The following is a 17,387-nucleotide window of genomic DNA, read 5'->3' as shown; positions in this document are numbered from 1 at the left end:
CGTGAGACCTCCCGTGGTAAGGCGATTCACTTTCATTCCATGCACCCGCACCATTTACGCTTTCACATCCGGATAGCTTTTGGGCTTTGACTTGTCTTGCAGTCTCACCCTGTGAAAGAACGCCTGATGATGTTCGTGTTCCTCGGGTCAGAATTTTGCCTCCGGCTTCCTTCAGATTCCACCTCACGATGGACACCTTTGCTTTTGGCTAATGGTTGGTTGCTATCTACCCCCATAGCGGACTTTCACCGCCAAGCGAATCGCCATGCACGGCGCACAAGCAAAAAGGAGGAATCCCTGCGATTCCTCCTTTTTTAACAACGGTTCTTATCCCCTTAACTCCGCACCGGCCTTTTCTTTCACAGCTGTGAGCACTTTATCATGCTGTGCGACGACTTCTTCATCCGTTAAGGTGCGTTCCGGATCAAAGTATGTCAGTGAGAAGGCAAGCGATTTTTTACCCGGTTCCATATGTTCGCCTTCGTACAAGTCGAAAATGGAAACGGATTTCAGCAAGGCTCCGCCGGCTTCTTCGATGATTGCCTGCAGCTTTCCTGCTTCTACATCGCGGTCCACAACCAGTGCAATATCGCGCGTAACAGCCGGGAAACGCGGGATTGGCCGGTATTGGACCGGTTCAGCCGGATAATCATAAACCGGTTCAAGATTCAATTCGAATACATAGGTTTCTTTCATATCCAGTTCTTTTTGCACATTCGGGTGAACCTGGCCTACAAAGCCGATCACACTGCCAGCAAGCAGAATTTCCGCCGTCCTTCCCGGATGCAGGCCGTCGATCGCTTGCGCCCGGTAAGAAACGGCCTCAGCGACACCAAGTTTTTCAAAGAATCCTTCCAAAATACCTTTTGCGACAAAGAAATCCACCGCTTTCTTTTCGCCCTGCCAAAGGTTTGCTTCCCAAAGGCCGGTAATGGCACCGGCAAGATGCTCCTGTTCTTCAGGCTGTTTTCCGTCCTGCCTTTTCAAAAATATTGTACCGACTTCATAGAGCGCAACCGAGTCGTTTTTGCGGGCAACATTATACGCGACCGATTCCAGCAAATGGGGCAAAATGCTTAAGCGCAAGACACTTCTTTCTTCGCTCATCGGCATCGCAAGCCGGACAGGTTCGCGCTTTTCAAGTGCATACTGCTGCGCCTTGTCTTCGCTCGTTAACGAGTAAGTGACAGCCTGAAACAAGCCTGCCGCTTCCATGAACTGCTTTGTTACGCGGCGCTTTTGCTGGATTTCCGTCAAGCCGCCTTTCGTACCTGCCCCTGCCGGCAATGTTAGCGGCAGCCGGTCATAACCGTACAGGCGGACCACTTCTTCAATTAAGTCTTCTTCAATCGTAATATCGCCACGGCGGGTCGGTACAACAACTGTAAATTGCCCGTTCTCATATGAGGCATCAAATTGCAGGCGTTTGAATATATCAAGCACCTCTTCTTCTGTAATCCGGGTGCCGAGGACGCGGTTTATTTTTCCCAAAGTAATCGTGATAACGGCCGGCTCTATCTGCAGGTTATTGACTTCAACCGTTCCGGAGAGTACTTCCCCGCCCGCATACCTTGCCATTAAAGCGGCGGCGCGTTCAGCTGCAGGATGCACGCGGTTTGGGTCAATCCCTCTTTCATAGCGGGCACTTGCTTCACTGCGCAAACCGTGGTCTTTCGAAGCGCCGCGGATTGTTAAGCCGTCAAAATAAGCAGATTCGAGCAGCACGGTTGTTGTGCTGTCAGACACTTCTGAATTGGCGCCGCCCATGACGCCGGCCATTGCGACCGGTTCGGTGCCATTGGTAATCACCAGGTGGCTGGATTTTAACATGCGCTCCTGGTCGTCTAATGTCACCATTTTTTCTCCTTCACGTGCCATGCGGACAACAATTTCTTTTGAACCGAGGCGGTCGTAATCAAACGCGTGGAGCGGCTGGCCGTATTCGAGTAAAATATAGTTCGTGATATCGACCACATTATTGTGCGGGCGAATCCCTTCAGCCATCAGCCTTGCCTGCATCCAAAGCGGCGACGGGCCGATTTTGACATTGCGGATGACTTTTAACGTATATAGCGGCGCTGCTTTCTTCGCATCGACACGAACGGAAATCATATCTTCCGCCTGATCTGCAACTTCCCGGACATCCGTTTCCGGCAGCTTCACATCTTTACCGAGAATTGCTGCGACTTCATACGCAACCCCGAGCATACTTTGACAGTCGGCGCGGTTCGGCGTAAGACCGAGTTCGATGATAGTGTCGTCTAAACCAAGTAAAGGCAATGCATCCTGGCCGGGTTCGGCATCGCTTGGGAAAACGAAAATCCCGTTTGCGTATTCTTTTTGTACAAGCTTGCTTTCAACGCCAAGTTCCTGAAGTGAGCAGATCATGCCGTTTGATTCTTCTCCACGCAGTTTAGAGCGTTTAATTTTTACGTGGCCCGGCAGCCAGGCGCCCGGTTTGGCAACCGCCACTTTCTGGCCTTTGGCAACATTCGGCGCCCCGCAGATGATTTGCACCGGAGCCTCTTCCCCGATATCAACACGGCATATATTCAATTTATCAGCGTTCGGATGCTGCTCTTTTTCGAGTACATGGCCGACAACCACATTTTTAATACCTTCTCCTTTAAATTCAACGCTTTCGACTTCAATTCCGGTTCGTGTGATTTTTTCAGCTAAATCCTCCGGGGAAATGCCGCCTAACTCTACATATTCCTGCAGCCATTTATATGAAACATACATGGACGTAACCCTCCTAATCCCTATTCTTGTACGGAAAATTGTTGTATGAAACGAATATCATTGGTATAGAAATGGCGGATATCGTCAACGCCGTATTTGAGCATTGCGATCCGTTCCGGGCCCATTCCGAATGCAAAACCTGTATATTTGTCTGCATCAAATCCGCCCATTGTTAAAACGCGCGGGTGTACCATGCCGGCCCCTAAAATTTCGATCCAACCTGTACCTTTGCAAACATGGCAGCCATGTCCGCCACACATTTTACAGGAAATATCCAGTTCAACAGACGGTTCTGTGAACGGGAAAAAACTCGGGCGCAGACGGATATCGCGGTCTTCGCCAAACATTTTTTTTGCAAACACTTCTAATGTGCCTTTTAAATCGGCCATGGTAATATGTTCGTCAACAACGAGGCCTTCAATTTGCATGAATTGGTGCGAGTGTGTCGCATCGTCATTGTCGCGGCGGTATACTTTTCCGGGGCAGATGATTTTTACGGGGCCCTTGCCTTTGTGCTTTTCAAGCGTCCGCGCCTGGTTTGGCGAGGTATGGGTTCTGAGCAAAAGTTCCTCTGTAATATAAAATGTATCCTGCATATCGCGCGCCGGGTGCCCTTTCGGCAGGTTCAGCGCTTCGAAATTATAATAATCGGTTTCAACTTCCGGCCCTTCGGCAATTTTATAGCCCATCCCGATAAATAAGTCTTCGATTTCCTCAATGACTTTGGTTAGCGGATGGTGGCTGCCTGCTTTCACCGGGCGTCCCGGAAGTGTGACATCAATTTTTTCGGCTGCCAGTTGTTTTTCAACAGCAATTTGTTCCAATGCAGCTTGTTTGTGTTCAATGCCTGTTTGGATCGCGGCTCTTACTTTATTGGCGAGCGCACCCATTTTTGGCCGTTCTTCCGCCGATAATTTACCCATTCCGCGCAGCACTTCCGTAATCGGGCCCTTTTTGCCGAGATAAGCAACGCGGATTTCATTCAACGCTTTTAAATCGGCTGCCGTTTCGATTTTGGCAAGGGCTTCTGTTTGCAGTTCCTTTAATCTTTCTTCCATATGAAAAGCCTCCTTCATTTTTTGGGCGTAAAAAAAACCCCGTCTCCTTGGAAAGGGACGAGGTTGTATGTATCGCGGTACCACCCTAATTAACATCATAAAAATATGTTCACTTCATTTGGATAACGGCTTTCAACCGTTCCGCCTTTACATTTGATTAGCAATGGTCCAAGCGGCAACTCAAGGGGTGAACTTCGCTTTATTTCCCCATAAAAATGCTTCCAGTCAGCGGCATTTTCTCCCTGCATGGCGGGCGTAAAGCTACTTTTCCCTGTCATTGTTTTTAACATTTTTCAATTATTTTTATTATAGACGGTTCTGCACAGGATTTCAAACAAATTTCAATATTTTATGAACGTATTACCCTTTTAGTGTGCCCATTTGAAAATCATACATGATAATCCCGGCTGCAACGGCTACATTCAAGGATTCGCTTTTTCCAAAAATCGGAATGTACAGGTTCTGCTCCGTCTGGGCGAGAAAATCAGGGTTCACCCCGCTCCCTTCATTTCCAACGAGAATCGCAAAGGAATCGCCAGGGGTAACCTGCTGATAGGATACGCCGCCTTCAAGCGCAGTGCCGTATACCGGGACCGCCGCTTCTTTCAGTTTTTCGATCCACATATTGAGATCGCCTTTTAACAGACCGACATGCAAATGGCTGCCTTGGGCGGCGCGCAGGACTTTCGGACTATAGGCGTCAGCACAGCCTTTTCCTAAAATCACTGCATCAAATCCTGCGGCATCTGCTGTGCGGATCATCGTGCCAATATTGCCGGGATCCTGGACCGCATCTATGAGCAAATAGCGTTTTCCAATGATTTTAGACGGCTGTTTTTTCATCCGGCACACAGCAAAAATACCTTGGCTTGTTTCCGTATCGGCCAGGGCTTTGCTGATTTCCTGCGTAACCGTTGTAACAGGCACGCCCTCTAAATCCCAGCTTTCCGGAATTTTTACATTTTCTTCAATAATGATTTCAAGGATTCCTTCTTTTTCTTTCAGCGCTTCTTCGACCAAATGAAAGCCTTCTAACAGATAGGTATACGTTTTTTCGCGTTCTTTTTTGGCGGTAAGTTTTTTCCAGTGTTTCACTTGCGGGTTTTGCATGGATTGGATGAATTTCACAACATTTTCTCCTCGCATCAAAGTTTTAGCTTTAAATTAGTATACGTCAACTACCTCCACTGAGGTGAATCTTTTCAGTGGGGGCTTGAGTTAGAATTCCAGGTCTTCTCGCCTATTGCTAGACTGTTTGACGCTCTAAAATTCATGCCACATTACGGTAACACCCCAAGTAAGTTTTTGGTTGGTACTTGCAACGAACTATCGTTTTCCCACTTGCACCATCCTTTCGAACAGTTCTTCCTTGCGGAAGAAGTCACCACTCAGATTGCTCCGGCGTGTGCTACAAGCCCCGGCAAAAAGCCAAGTACACATGGATGGTTGACACACCCACTAAGCTATGCGCTAGGCAACAGCCTTACGTTTTTGAACTTCTAATAGGATTGGAGTTTTTATTTTGAGGTTTTCATCCAATTTTACGACTTTTGATTTTTGCAGAGTATTCAATGCACCATTAATATCCGCATGGATACATCTCCCTGTTTTACTTTGATACAGACCACGGGTGATTCGCTTGCCACTGAAACGATAGCTAGTTTTATCATCCTTAGACCATACAGGAATTGTATCTCTGTCCAGGAAACTAGCCTTAGAAGTATAACTTTCTTCCTGTTTCAAAAAACGAATCCCTTCTTTTAAACATTTATTTTCGATGGCAGAAATCAACTTTTGAAAAGGGATTTGAACAAATTGTTGATTGTTCTTTTTCCCCAAATTGGATTTTTGTTTCCAACCGGCATTATAACCGACAACAATGGTATCGATATTAAATTCTTTTACTTTTTTAAACAACAAACCTACGGTTTGTGAAAAATAACCGCTAATTTGACTTTCACGTTTGTTCCAAAGCTCAGCTACAGAATTCGTAATGACACGTTTTGAAAGTCCATTTTCGATATTTTTTTGTTGTAGGTTACTAATCATTTTATTAAAGTATTGGTTTATAGATTTTAATTTTTTACCATCAATTAAGAACGTATCACCCTCATTTGTTGCACAACTTAATAATCTATCTACACCCAAATCACAACTCAAAACATTAACTGTGGTCGTTGGTTGCTTTTTCATTTGAGGTTTTTGCACTTCATAAGTGTAATGTACCTCGAAGAACCGACCTTTTTGTTTGGGTACAATTTCAATGTAGGAGATTTTTTTGTTTAGCAAATTTTTAGGCATACGAACTTTAATAGAACCAAACTTTTTTCTGAATTCAACATTCATAGGAATAGACCAGTTTCCGTCGTCATCTACTTTTGGAACTTGGTATATTTCAATAATGCGTTTTTCAGTAGAACCAGAATACTTTGGAAACTTAGGTCGTCCTGTGAATTTTTCAGGGTTCTTCGTCCACTGCTCTAACGCTTTAAAAAAACTCTTCGCTTCTGCATACAGAGTTCTACGAATAGCTTGAACCGAGTTTGACTGAACACCCCAATAGTTCACATCAGCTTGCATGGCAGCATCTACTTCTTTTACTGTTGCCATCTTATTGGTGTTCAAATAGCTTTGTTTAATGGCATACAATCCAACATTTCGCAAAGCTTTAGAGCTATGCGACATGCGCTGAAGCAGGCGAAATTCTTTAGCCGTTAGGCTAGCTCTTCCAATATTTTGTTTTTGAGTGAACCGTTGAATGTTTTCACTTTTCTTTTGTTTCCGTAATACATTAACAGATTTCTTTTTGGCCATTATTTTCACCACCTTTCTAGTTGATTTTTATCGAGATTAATTCATTCCTTGAGTCTCAATGTATTTGCGAATTGTTTCAATCGGTGCACTACCTGTTGTTAGAAGACAATAACTTCGAGACCAAAACATCTCTTTCCAAAGATATCATTTTATTTGTGAAAAATCACGTTTTACAAAACGAGAACTAACGCTTTTGTAGCTGTTTATTGCTTTTGACAAGTTGATATTTGGAACTGGACGAAACAAAATATGAACGTGGTCTCCATCGTGATTCCATTCTTCTACAGTAATTCCTTTTGGTTCAAGCAATCGAATGAAGTGCTCTTTCAGATAATCCGAACTCTCATTGTTTAACACTTTTTTACGGTATTTAATAACCAAAACCAAATGGTAATAGAGCAAGAACACTGAATGATTATTATTATCTAATTTGCTTATAATATCAATACACTTTCTATATACGACTAATTAATCTTAAGGCAAGAAATATAGCTAATGATTATCCTTGAGATAGGGAGATATTTTATAGAATACAAGCAAAAGCGTTCAGCCTATCGGCTGACGGCAATTCATTTCCACCTGAATTGCTGGCTTACGCCCGTAACACAAATCAGATGAAGTCTTCTTGCCGAAAGGAATAAAAATGGCAGGGATGTGAAATGCTATCCTTGAAAAAGGATTAAAGGAGTGTACCGCTGTGGACTTAAATTTGCGAAAAGCTGTTATCCATAATGTGTATGAAGATACGCAGGAACAATTGAAGGACACAATTGTTGACGCCATTCAAAGAGGCGAGGAAAAAATGCTGCCAGGCCTCGGGGTTTTGTTTGAAGTGATTTGGAACCATGCCGATGCGGGTAAGCAGAAAATGATGCTTGAGACGCTCGAGCAAGGGTTGAAACAGGCATAAGGTTAAGGAGCGGGAGTTTACCGCTCTTTTTTATGTCTCCCCGTTAAAACATTTCCCTGCCCTATTTTCTAATATCCACCACTGGCTCTCGATATTTTTTCATAAGTTGGCGCTTTTAGACGGTGATTTATGAATGTTTTCCTTAATTTCCCAAATGATGTTTCGTAAGCACTATGACCCATTCCCTAATTTTCTATCTTTACAAACAATTAAAATATTTCCCCTCTTATTTTTGGTATACTTTTCCTGAAAGAAACATATATGGGAGGGGAAAAGATGCTGTACAAGCGCATATTCACAGGTTTTGCCGCGTTGCTGCTGTTTTTGGGGATTTCGAACTCCGCTGCGCTCGCAAAACAGCCGGCATACGGAAAAAAAGATGGCTCAAACCATCATGCGGACATTTCCGTCCAGCTGCTTGGCATCAATGATTTTCACGGGCAGCTCGATGTTACAAGAAAGGTCGGGGGAAAAGATGTTGGGCGTGCGGATTATTTGGCAGCGTATTTGAAACAGTATGAGAAAAAAAATAAGAATACGCTGCTCGTCAGCGTTGGCGACCAGGTTGGTGCCAGTCCGCCGGTTTCAGCTCTTTTACAGGACGAGCCTACGATTGAAGTTATGAACCAAATCGGATTTGATGTCGCCACAGTCGGCAATCATGAATTTGATGAAGGTACGGCAGAAATGCTGCGCTTAATTAACGGCGGATACAGTGAAAAAACCGGGGATTTTGAAGGCGCCAATTTCCCGTACGTGGCAGCCAATGTCGTTTACAAAGACACGGAGAAACCGGTACTTCCGCCATATGTGATTAAGAAAGTAAACGGGCAGAAAATCGGCTTTATCGGCGTTGTCACCAAAAGAACACCTGAAGTCGTCTTGCCAAGCGGTGTGAAGGATGTCGCATTTCTGGATGAGGCGGAATCCATCAACAAAGCAGCGGCTGAACTGCGAAAAAAAGGCATTCATTCGATCATTGTCCTGGCGCATGTGCCTTCTTATTCGGACACAGACGGTTCGAACGCATCCGGTGACCTTGTAGACATTGCCAAAAAAGTAAACGATGATGTGGATATCCTGTACGGTGCCGACAACCACGCTTATACGAACACCGTTGTTGACGGCAAATTGATCGTCCAATCATACTCATACGGGACTGCTTTTTCGGATGTCGATATCAAGATTGATCCGCGCAAAAAAGATATTGTCAAAAAAGAAGCCAAAATCATCACCCCATACCATGACGGCATCCAGCCTGATCCTGTTATCAGCAGCATGATCTCAGACTATGAAAAACAGGTTGGCCCGCTGATAAATGAAGTCGTCGGGCATACGGACACGGCCATTACCCGTAACCAGAGTACGGCCGGTGAATCGGCGCTCGGCAATCTGATTGCGGATGCCCAGCGTGCTGAAATGGGGACGGATTTTGCGATCACAAATCCGGGCGGGATCCGCGCCGACCTCAACGCGAGCGATATTACGTGGGGCGAACTGTACACAATCCAGCCATTTAACAACCAGCTCGTGAAAATGTCTCTGACAGGAGCGCAGATCAAAGCCGCCCTCAATCAGCAATGGAACGGCAGCTATGCACGGATGCTGCAGATTTCCGGTTTTCATTACACCTGGGATCCGGATGCTGCAGCCGGAGATCGTATCCGTGAGTTGACGCTGCCGGACGGAACACCGCTCGACTTGAATCAGGCGTATACCATTACGCTTAATAATTTCCTTGCTGAAGGCGGAGACGGCTTTACCGCCTTTACCGGAGGCACAAACCGTGAAACCGGGCCGGTTGACCTGGATGCATTGGTTCATTATGTCAAAAAGCTCGGGAATGTCACAGCGCAAATTGAAGGAAGAATTCAAACGGAATAATAGAAAAGGGATGCAAGCTTTTCAGGCTGCATCCCTTTTTTATTATAGCAAATAGGATTGCGCAGAAAGACCCGCTCTATGCTTCTTCTTCTTTAAATACCTTGATTTTGATCTCCACCCACTGGATTTCCTCATCCCCGCGCAAAATGTGGAAGATGGGAGAGGAGATTTTTTCATCATTTTCTATTACATGCCGGAACAATTCATCGTAAGCTTTTTCTGTATCGGACGCAAACTGCCCCTTTACCCGTGTCATCAGCATTTGATCAATGTAAAAATAACTTTGGAATGTAAGGTCCGAATCTTTCGGTATATTGGACTGCTCAACCGGCATATAGATGTCGATCAGCATTCTTTCATCAAACGGGATATTATAGAGCACATAAAACAACGGTCCTTTCACCGTAAGATGCGCAGCTGTAAGTTTTTCATTGAAATCTTCCAGTGCCATTTCAAACTGGCTGACATGGATATCGTATGTATGCCAGACCACATTCCGATAAGCAATCGTTTCATATTCAACGACCATCAGATGGCACTTCCTTGACCCTGGCATAAATATCCATCATCACATCATCAAACACATCAAGGCACACGTGGTAAAACGGCTCCTGGATTTCCAGCCCGTTCCGCGCGGCATAACCCCTTAACAGCATGTACGCATCCTCAATCTCATCGACTTCCGGGCAGCGCACATAGATCGCCGGCATGATTTCCAGGTAATCAAGCTGTTCGTAAAAAGCATCTTCCGGCACTTCCACCTGCCCATTGAGGCCGATGTAATACGTATATTTCCCGAAAGACGGCTCATTTTCCATTTCTTCAATGGTAAAAATAACCGGGCTTGTATAATAAATATCCTCATTGACCAGGTTCATGCGCAAGCTCAATGCCGGCACATACCACTCATCATGCGGGATCACTTCTTCCACGCAGATGACATTTTGAATAATGAGTGATGATTCGCGGACGATCATATTCAGTCTCCTTTTTTATTCATTTTAAGCTGACAGATTGATAAATGACGGGATACGGATAGTTCTGCAAGCGATGAGAACAAATTGGCAAACGCCCATTAATAACCCGGCACAAATAAAAAGAATTAAAGCGAAAAAGAATAACATTCCTGCCTCTCCCTGCAGGTAATGACGGGTGATAATTGAAACCAGCACAACAAAAAAGCCGGTCACAGAAGCGCCCATTTCCTTATGATAAGTTTTTATATCCGGTTTGTTTATTTGCCGTAAATTTCTTCTTTTTCTGATCCAGAAATATAGAAAAATGATGTGGAAAATAACACAAGTGATTATCCCGTAAAGGGCAGTCTGAACATATGAATCATAGATGTGCCCATCTTTCGCAAACATCATAAACAAGACAAATGGATCAAATGCAGCCTTATACATAAAAAAGGCAACTGCAATACTGGTTAACCTCCAGCTGTAAGGCCGGTTCGGCAGGCAAATAAGAATCATAAGCGCATGTACGATGAAAAATAGGAATTCCAGTCGAAAAACCCATTGCCAGAAAGAAGAAAGATTTTCCCATCCAATATTGCCAGCACTTACAACTGCAAAAGCGATCCCTATCATGATTAAGGAATAAAGAAACCATATTCTTAAAAACTTGCGTAAATCCTGAAAAGTTAGCAAACCGCTTTTGCTATCAGCGTTTAGTATTAAAAAAAACTTTTCTTCAGATAGTTTTTCCATGTTCTCACCCCGATTTTTTAAAAAAACTTTACTATTTTTTTTGCCACTGACTGCACCTCATCTACTCCTTGGTTTGCTAAATCTTTTGTTCGATCAACAACACTTTTGGGCGGTTTTCCAAATTTCTTATTTACAGCAAAGCCTACCATTGTTCCTGCTGCAATCCCTACAACAGTACCGATTGGTGGTACAAATACACTTCCAAGTGCACCTCCAATATATTGGCTTGTCGTCGTCACACCTGCAGTAAAAACTCCATCAACAGCTGTTCCAACCACAATCTTTTGTGTGTCTCCTTTATACTTTTTATAATTATCGACCGCGGAAAGTGATAAATTTAGTGGCCCCAGTCCTTTATCCAAGGCGCTTATTGTTTTTCCTATTTTGTTAAGGCCTTTTGTACTTTCATTAAAATTGTCAACGATTTTTTTATAAGCAAGCTTTGGATTTTTCCATTCAGGAATAAATTTAATTGTTTTCTTGACATTAGTTATTTTTTTCCCGACTAATTCATCATTAAAATCTTTTACAAACTTAGTTGCCATTTTCTTAGGGCTTAACTTATTGAATTCTTTATATTTTTCGAGACCGTATAGTTTGGTAAACTCTTTTTGTAATGCGAGTTTTCCACGCTCTTTTCCAAAAGTTTCGAGGCTGTCAGCCAACTCTGCTAAGTTTTCTCTTATAAAAGAGTTCACCTTAAACTTTCTGATATGGTCTATAATTGCTTTGTCTTTGATCCTAAACAAGTTAAAAGAGAGAATATTATTATACTTTCTTAATTGCTCTTTAGTGAGGCCGCTAATATCCCCCCTTGCAATCCTTCTTTTCGCTTGCGGTGATAGCATAGACTCAACAATGATTTTTGCAGCATTCATTGTCACCTTATCCGCTTTTTTTAAATTTTTGCTCACATCTTTGTATGTTTTATATGCCTCAGTCATCAAAATAAACAATTTTGTTTTACTAATCGACTCATCATCTGTTTCAGATTTCTTCAATTGCTGGTCGCTGCTTCCGCCCCCAGTCAAGCTCTTTTCCCCGGCCTCCTTCAGTTTCTTCATCACCCTGTCCACATCGTGGCGGCTTTCTTCGACGATTTGCAGGGCTTTGCTGTCAAAGGCGTGGAGTTTTTCGTTCACTTCATCGGCAAATTTTCGTGAAGTTTCAGCAGTTGCTGTAAAATGGCCTAAGTCAGGCGCCTGAATGGAGACGATATCCGAAACGCTGTGCAAAACCTGGGCACCTTCATGGTGGATATCCAGCAGTTGATTTCTCAATGTTCGCGTTTTTTGATTGAGGTCATGTAAATAATCCGAGTGCAATACCGCACCCGATGAGCCATCCACTGACCCTTCAAATTCGGAAACGATCCGGTTGTACCGGTGCTGAACTTTTTGAGCCGCTGCTGCCAGGGCCTCAATCGTTTCACCGTGAGTAGTATGGAAATAATGTTTTGCTGAATCTGCCGCTTTCCCCTTAAAAGAATTCAGCCTGCTGATCGCGTTCGTCTTCTGTCTTACGGTTTCAAGCCTTGCCGCCATTTCTTTTGTGCTTCGGTTGATTTCTTTTTGCAGATTCAGCAGTTCTTCAAATTCAACTTTCATACTGCAACTTTCAACCCTTTCCCCTTCTTAATCTTTAGGCTTTTGAAAAGAATGGCCGATGCTTTCATCCCGCTGGACCATCTCTTCCCCTAACTTTTCCAGTTTCCGCAAATCCGCGTCGAGAAGCGCACTGTATTTTTCAAACGCTTTTTGCAGATTCTCCAATACTTCAAGCTGTTCTTTCATGCTTTTCAAATCCGTCTGATGCAATGCCGGTTTTGCCGGCTTAACGCCTTCAAGCGCAGACCTGGCGCTTTCCGCCTGGTTGAGCGCTGCCTGGAAGACAGTTTGATTGATCGCAATTTCTCCCATCGATTAATCCCCCTCCGTAATTTCCTGGCTCAAGTTAGAAATATGCGACTGCAAATACAATAAATTGCTTTGTGCCTCGTCCAGCTGATTTGAAAGGCGCCGGATTTCTTCTTCCAGCCGGTCCTCCGTATTTCGGAGGCGATGCACATATTGGCGTACAGACGACTCCATTTCATGAAAATGGGCCATATATTTATTTTTCGTTTCTCCTTTCCAAAATGGGGGATGAAAATCAATATGCGCGGCCTTCCTTTCTTGCTGCCATGCTCCTTCTATGACTGCTTCCATTCGTCTTTTCGCCCGCTGCAGCCGCTCGATTTTTTCTTCAAGCAATACAGCATTCTGTCTGGTCTCAGCTGCCCAAGCCTGCATATTTGCCTTTTTGCGGATCAGTTCGGCTTTATCCATTTTCCGCTCACTGCCTCCCCTTGTTCCAGTATGCAAACGGTATATTGTATCACTATTTTCTATCACCCGGCTTAGGCTTTCAATAAATTTCCGCAAATTAAGACTTTTAGGCTAGCCAAATGACTTATTTTTCCTTTTTGTCCCAAACTAAAGCCAGGGAGATTCGGATGGAAACAGCCATCAATCATAATCCCCAACAGACATCAATAAGATGAAAAGAAAGATGCCTGAAAGGAGAGAATGTTTAATGGTAAATGTTGAACAGACAGCGCAATTTGAACACGGTTTTTGGCTTCAGATAATGGGGGATCATGCGCGTTTTCTTCATGATTCACTCGCACCGCAGGAAAAACAGGAAATTGACCAAACCGTTTATTTCATCCAAACCTTCGATCAACTGCTTGGAAGCATTCAGAATACCGATCCCATCCGTTTAAGCCAAAAGGCGGAGAAAGAAACATTAAAATTTAGAAAGCTAAAGCTCCATATCATTAAAAACCAGCTGGCCGGAAAAATCACCATTCATTTGACACCCAGTTTTATCAATCATATGGTCAATGAGTTAGAAGAATATCTACGGCTGCTCAAATATTTAAAAAAAGGTGAAGTTCCGCCAGTTGCTCACGAGGTTCACCATCATTTGATTTGGCTTTTGGACGCGGCAGGCCATGCAGGGGCGATATCCGAAAACCTTGATCGGGTTGAAAAGAAAATGAAGGGAAAAAGTAATGGCTTTACAAAGGAGTTTGAGGACTTCTATTTAAAAGCAGTTGAAATGGCAGGCTTTTTACGAACAAGACTCACCACTTTCCCGGCACTGGAGAAATTTCATCAGGATGTTTCTCTTGAAATGGCGCTCTTTATGAACTTTTTGCATGAACTTGAGGAATATTCACTAAGCAAGGAAGCCTTAGGGACTTTTGCGCCGTTGATGGCTGACCATATGATGAGGGAAGAATGCTATTATTTGAATAAATTAGCAGAATCCACAGCGCTTGAGCCGCCGAATTGCGACCCGGCGAAACCAAGATTACAAGAATAATCAAGCTTCGCCAAAATGGGGTTTTTATGGATTGCCGAAAACTTCCTTCTCATCCGCCATCGTTTTATGGCGGATTTTTAAAAAATATGGGTAGTGCCGCACCGTTTTTTTTGCAGTCAAGTCATCCTGGAACGAACAATCCAAAAGCTTGTTTATTTTCGCCTGTTCACAATAAGGTACCTCCATGTATCGAAAAACCGGACACCCAAAAGTGCCCGGTTTACGTCACTCAATCAAAAATAATATGGTTCACCGTTTCGCGGTCCAGCCGTTTCATGACGCCGGTAATCAGTTTTACCGTATTCTCGTAGTCGTCGCGGTGCAGGATTGCGGCGTGCGAGTGGATATAGCGGGTGGCGATCGTGACGGCAAGCGACGGAATGCCGCTGCCTGTTAAATGAATGGATCCGGCATCTGTCCCGCCGCCCGGAATCGATTCAAATTGGTAAGGGATGCCCAATTCATCAGCAACTTTGACAACTGTGTCGCGCAAGCCTTTATGTGCCACCATCGAAGCATCGTAAATCACAATTTGCGGGCCCTTGCCCATTTTGCTGAGCGCTTCTTTTTCGGAAATTCCCGGTGTATCTCCGGCAATGCCGACATCAAGGGCAAAAGCAATATCCGGTTTTACTTTGACGGCGGCCGTTTTCGCACCGCGTAATCCCACTTCTTCCTGGACATTTGCCACGCCGTAAACGATATTCGGATGGTTTTCTTTTTGCAGATTTTTTAATACATCGATCACAACTGCACAGCCGATCCGGTTATCCCAGGCTTTGGCCAGCAGCATTTTTTTATTTTTCATGACAGTGAATTCAAAATAAGGCACGGCCATATCGCCCGGTTTAACGCCCCACTCCAGTGCTTCTTCACGGCTTTCAGCACCGATATCAATGAACATATCCTTGATTTCGTATGGCTTTTTACGTACATCCGGCGGTAAAATATGCGGCGGTTTCGAACCGATCACACCTGTTATGTCGCCCTTATCCGTCACGACCGTAACGCGCTGGGCCAGCATCACCTGTGACCACCAGCCACCGACCGTCTGGAAGCGCAGAAAGCCTTTCTCATCAATTTGTGTCACCATAAAGCCAACTTCATCCATATGGCCGGCAATCATAATTTTCGGGCCGTCCGCCTGTCCTGTTTTTTTCGCGATTAAACTGCCGAGGCCGTCTGTGTCAAGTTCATCGGAATACGGCTCTATGTATTTTTTGACAACGGCACGCACTTCCGCCTCATGGCCGGCTATGCCTTTTGCATCGGTTAAATCTTTCAGCATGGACAATGTCTCATCTAATTTTGCCACTGATATTTCCTCCTCGTCCCTGTATGTACAAAACATATGATAATCAAATTTGCAAAACGTGTAAAAAATTTAAACCCTTCTAATATCCCTGCTGCTGCCTTTGATAGTTGATCTCATTTTTGGCCATGTAGGCTTTCTGGATGTCTTCAATTGAAAAGCCAAGCTGTGCGCCTGTATTGAAAAACTGTTGCAGAAGTTTTTCGTAATCCGGCAAACTGCGGGAAGCTTTTAAAGCTGTAATCGCTTCGTACACGGCAATAAAAGACGCTGTTAAATTTTTCTCCTGCTGTTTGCTTTGAAGTTGGAGCGCTTCCCGGTCGTAACCCAGTTCCAATCCGAGCGAAAGGATAAAATGCACGCCGTCAACAAATTCTTCGAGTATCACTTCGCGCGGAGACGGCCCTTTTTGGCTCCAAAACTTAAAGCATCTTGTTTCATTGGCCAGCTCGCCGGTTTCAACAAGCAATGCCAGCAGTTTTCGTTCGAATAAATCTTCTTTTTCCAGCCCGTGTTCTGATTCAATATAATGGTCCAGCTGTTTCTGGATCAAAAACCATTCATTTAGTTCCATTTTTTCACCACCTATGGTTGATTATAACAAAAAGAGCCGCGATTGATCAGGGCATATTAATCATAACTTTTTAAGAAAGGGGTTATTGAAATTGGCAAATAAGCGAAAAGATATTCCTGAAATTCCGGCTTCCCCGCAGGCCACAATCGCTTCTGATTTGAATGAATATCCGCCGGGTGAATCGGTAGACAAGCACGCAAACCTTGAAGCCGCCAATGCTCATTTAAATCAGGACGAAATCAAACAACAGACGGAAAATTTATAAGGATCAAGCGAAAGCCGGACATTTTTTTTGTCTGGCTTTCGCTTGATTTAGTTTTCCGGAAAAAATTCTTTCCACTTTAATATTGTTACTTTCTCCCGCAGGATAAAGAATAACCCGGATAATGCGATCAGAATCATAGCTGCCATTGCCGGAGTAAACCTTGAAATAAATTCGCCGAAGACGGTATAAAAAAAGACGAGCGGAATATTGGTCACAATCGCATTTCTAAGATAACCGCTGTAATCCGGTTTCCTTTCAAGTAGACACAAATTCAACAATTGATAATGGACAAATGGGATCAGGCGCAAGATCGCGATTTGCCCTACCGTCAATTTGGCATAAGGGCCGAGAAAGCGGTTCTTTGTATGGAACAATCTTTGTTTCACGCGTGGCATTTTTTCAATCGTAAAATAAAATAATGCACATAATAGCGTAAGGCCAATTAATGAATACACCATGCCAAGCAGACTTCCAAATAAAATCCCCCCGGCAATACAGACAATTGCGGCCGGAATAAAAAGAAATTGGCGTAAAACATGGAAAAGAATAAAGGCGGCCGGAGCGAGTACTGGACTGATTTCAACAAAGGAGAAAAGCATCATGAAGCGGTCTTCCATTCAAACACTCCCCAAATTGCATTGATACAGTAAGATATGTGTGCTGCTGTTGGAATATGAACGGAAGCAAGCCGAGCAACATGATTCAGGCTTGCCCTAAAGGCGCCCCCCCGATTGTCCTGTTCATCTG

Annotated in this window: 16 protein-coding genes, 1 pseudogene and 1 other annotated feature; of the genes and pseudogenes, 4 read left to right on the top strand and 13 right to left on the bottom strand. The window is 44.0% G+C overall.

Annotated elements, in window-relative coordinates; translation table 11 throughout:
• Positions 1-327: 327 nt before the first annotated feature.
• The 5 genes and pseudogenes from pheT to tnpA all read right to left on the bottom strand — a co-directional run bounded on the left by pheT (position 328) and on the right by tnpA (position 7,055).
• A complete protein-coding gene (pheT, locus tag C232_RS0106650) occupies positions 328-2,742 on the bottom strand; it encodes a phenylalanine--tRNA ligase subunit beta (RefSeq protein ID WP_018662598.1) in 2,415 nt (804 codons plus the stop codon).
• Between the two features lie 20 nt (positions 2,743-2,762).
• On the bottom strand, positions 2,763-3,800 hold the full coding sequence (gene pheS, locus C232_RS0106645; protein ID WP_018662596.1) for a phenylalanine--tRNA ligase subunit alpha: 1,038 nt from the start codon (positions 3,798-3,800) through the stop codon (positions 2,763-2,765).
• A 50-nt stretch (positions 3,801-3,850) separates the two neighbouring features.
• Positions 3,851-4,087, bottom strand: a binding site (T-box leader).
• Positions 4,088-4,160: 73 nt separating this feature from the next.
• A complete protein-coding gene (locus tag C232_RS0106640; RefSeq protein WP_018662594.1) occupies positions 4,161-4,928 on the bottom strand; it encodes a TrmH family RNA methyltransferase in 768 nt (255 codons plus the stop codon).
• Positions 4,929-5,270: 342 nt separating this feature from the next.
• Positions 5,271-6,614 carry an RNA-guided endonuclease TnpB family protein gene (locus C232_RS0106635; protein ID WP_018662592.1) on the bottom strand — a complete coding sequence of 448 codons (1,344 nt, stop codon included), beginning with the start codon at positions 6,612-6,614 and terminating at the stop codon, positions 5,271-5,273.
• A gap of 36 nt (positions 6,615-6,650) precedes the next feature.
• Positions 6,651-7,055, bottom strand: a pseudogene (tnpA, locus tag C232_RS19305) (IS200/IS605 family transposase).
• A gap of 256 nt (positions 7,056-7,311) precedes the next feature.
• Between tnpA and sspI the strand changes: the two are divergent.
• Positions 7,312-7,524 carry a small acid-soluble spore protein SspI gene (gene sspI / locus C232_RS0106630; protein WP_018662590.1) on the top strand — a complete coding sequence of 71 codons (213 nt, stop codon included), beginning with the start codon at positions 7,312-7,314 and terminating at the stop codon, positions 7,522-7,524.
• A 279-nt stretch (positions 7,525-7,803) separates the two neighbouring features.
• A complete protein-coding gene (locus C232_RS0106625; protein WP_422723657.1) occupies positions 7,804-9,408 on the top strand; it encodes a bifunctional metallophosphatase/5'-nucleotidase in 1,605 nt (534 codons plus the stop codon).
• A gap of 76 nt (positions 9,409-9,484) precedes the next feature.
• On the opposite strand, the gene C232_RS0106620 is transcribed toward C232_RS0106625, so the two are convergent.
• From C232_RS0106620 to C232_RS0106590, 5 genes are all read right to left on the bottom strand, one after another.
• Positions 9,485-9,937, bottom strand: coding sequence for a DUF5085 family protein (locus C232_RS0106620; protein WP_018662586.1), 453 nt, complete (start codon positions 9,935-9,937; stop codon positions 9,485-9,487).
• Positions 9,927-10,385 (bottom strand): DUF5085 family protein, encoded by a 459-nt coding sequence (locus tag C232_RS0106615; protein ID WP_018662583.1) that lies wholly within the window; start codon positions 10,383-10,385, stop codon positions 9,927-9,929. Before C232_RS0106615 ends, C232_RS0106620 begins: the two co-directional genes overlap by 11 nt.
• Before the next feature lie 752 nt (positions 10,386-11,137).
• Positions 11,138-12,727: a T7SS effector LXG polymorphic toxin gene (locus tag C232_RS20225; RefSeq protein ID WP_018662579.1), complete on the bottom strand. Its 1,590-nt coding sequence runs from the start codon at positions 12,725-12,727 to the stop codon at positions 11,138-11,140.
• Between the two features lie 27 nt (positions 12,728-12,754).
• Positions 12,755-13,039, bottom strand: coding sequence for a TIGR04197 family type VII secretion effector (locus tag C232_RS0106595; protein WP_018662577.1), 285 nt, complete (start codon positions 13,037-13,039; stop codon positions 12,755-12,757).
• Positions 13,040-13,042: 3 nt separating this feature from the next.
• Positions 13,043-13,447: a DUF5082 domain-containing protein gene (locus C232_RS0106590; RefSeq protein ID WP_018662575.1), complete on the bottom strand. Its 405-nt coding sequence runs from the start codon at positions 13,445-13,447 to the stop codon at positions 13,043-13,045.
• 247 nt (positions 13,448-13,694) lie between these two features.
• On the opposite strand from C232_RS0106590, the gene C232_RS0106585 reads away from it, so the two are divergent.
• On the top strand, positions 13,695-14,489 hold the full coding sequence (locus C232_RS0106585) for a DUF2935 domain-containing protein (protein ID WP_018662573.1): 795 nt from the start codon (positions 13,695-13,697) through the stop codon (positions 14,487-14,489).
• A 229-nt stretch (positions 14,490-14,718) separates the two neighbouring features.
• On the opposite strand, the gene C232_RS0106575 is transcribed toward C232_RS0106585, so the two are convergent.
• Positions 14,719-15,804: a M42 family metallopeptidase gene (locus C232_RS0106575; RefSeq protein WP_018662570.1), complete on the bottom strand. Its 1,086-nt coding sequence runs from the start codon at positions 15,802-15,804 to the stop codon at positions 14,719-14,721.
• Positions 15,805-15,883: 79 nt separating this feature from the next.
• Entirely contained in the window at positions 15,884-16,375 is a 492-nt protein-coding gene (locus C232_RS0106570; RefSeq protein ID WP_018662568.1) for a dUTP diphosphatase, read from the bottom strand.
• 91 nt (positions 16,376-16,466) lie between these two features.
• On the opposite strand from C232_RS0106570, the gene C232_RS20005 reads away from it, so the two are divergent.
• Positions 16,467-16,640, top strand: coding sequence for a hypothetical protein (locus tag C232_RS20005; protein ID WP_018662566.1), 174 nt, complete (start codon positions 16,467-16,469; stop codon positions 16,638-16,640).
• A gap of 47 nt (positions 16,641-16,687) precedes the next feature.
• Here the strand turns inward: C232_RS20005 and C232_RS0106560 are convergent, their stop codons facing one another.
• The gene (locus C232_RS0106560; protein ID WP_018662564.1) at positions 16,688-17,257 is read right to left on the bottom strand and encodes a TVP38/TMEM64 family protein; all 570 of its coding nucleotides are present in this window, start codon (positions 17,255-17,257) and stop codon (positions 16,688-16,690) included.
• Positions 17,258-17,387 lie beyond the last annotated feature (130 nt).

Source organism: Heyndrickxia acidiproducens DSM 23148, from assembly GCF_000374345.1.
Taxonomy (GTDB): Bacteria; Bacillota; Bacilli; order Bacillales; family Bacillaceae_C; genus Weizmannia; species Weizmannia acidiproducens.
This window is presented reverse-complemented; position numbering and strand designations above follow the sequence as displayed.

Bases quoted from the DNA above. Each gene is read 5' to 3' on its own strand.
- pheT (WP_018662598.1), bottom strand. From the start codon at position 2,742: ATGTATGTTTCATATAAATGGCTGCAGGAATATGTAGAGTTAGGCGGC.
- pheS (WP_018662596.1), bottom strand. From the start codon at position 3,800: ATGGAAGAAAGATTAAAGGAACTGCAAACAGAAGCCCTTGCCAAAATC.
- C232_RS0106635 (WP_018662592.1), bottom strand. From the start codon at position 6,614: ATGGCCAAAAAGAAATCTGTTAATGTATTACGGAAACAAAAGAAAAGT.
- C232_RS0106620 (WP_018662586.1), bottom strand. From the start codon at position 9,937: ATGGTCGTTGAATATGAAACGATTGCTTATCGGAATGTGGTCTGGCAT.
- C232_RS0106615 (WP_018662583.1), bottom strand. From the start codon at position 10,385: ATGATCGTCCGCGAATCATCACTCATTATTCAAAATGTCATCTGCGTG.
- C232_RS20225 (WP_018662579.1), bottom strand. From the start codon at position 12,727: ATGAAAGTTGAATTTGAAGAACTGCTGAATCTGCAAAAAGAAATCAAC.
- C232_RS0106595 (WP_018662577.1), bottom strand. From the start codon at position 13,039: ATGGGAGAAATTGCGATCAATCAAACTGTCTTCCAGGCAGCGCTCAAC.
- C232_RS0106590 (WP_018662575.1), bottom strand. From the start codon at position 13,447: ATGGATAAAGCCGAACTGATCCGCAAAAAGGCAAATATGCAGGCTTGG.
- C232_RS0106585 (WP_018662573.1), top strand. From the start codon at position 13,695: ATGGTAAATGTTGAACAGACAGCGCAATTTGAACACGGTTTTTGGCTT.
- C232_RS0106570 (WP_018662568.1), bottom strand. From the start codon at position 16,375: ATGGAACTAAATGAATGGTTTTTGATCCAGAAACAGCTGGACCATTAT.
- C232_RS0106560 (WP_018662564.1), bottom strand. From the start codon at position 17,257: ATGGAAGACCGCTTCATGATGCTTTTCTCCTTTGTTGAAATCAGTCCA.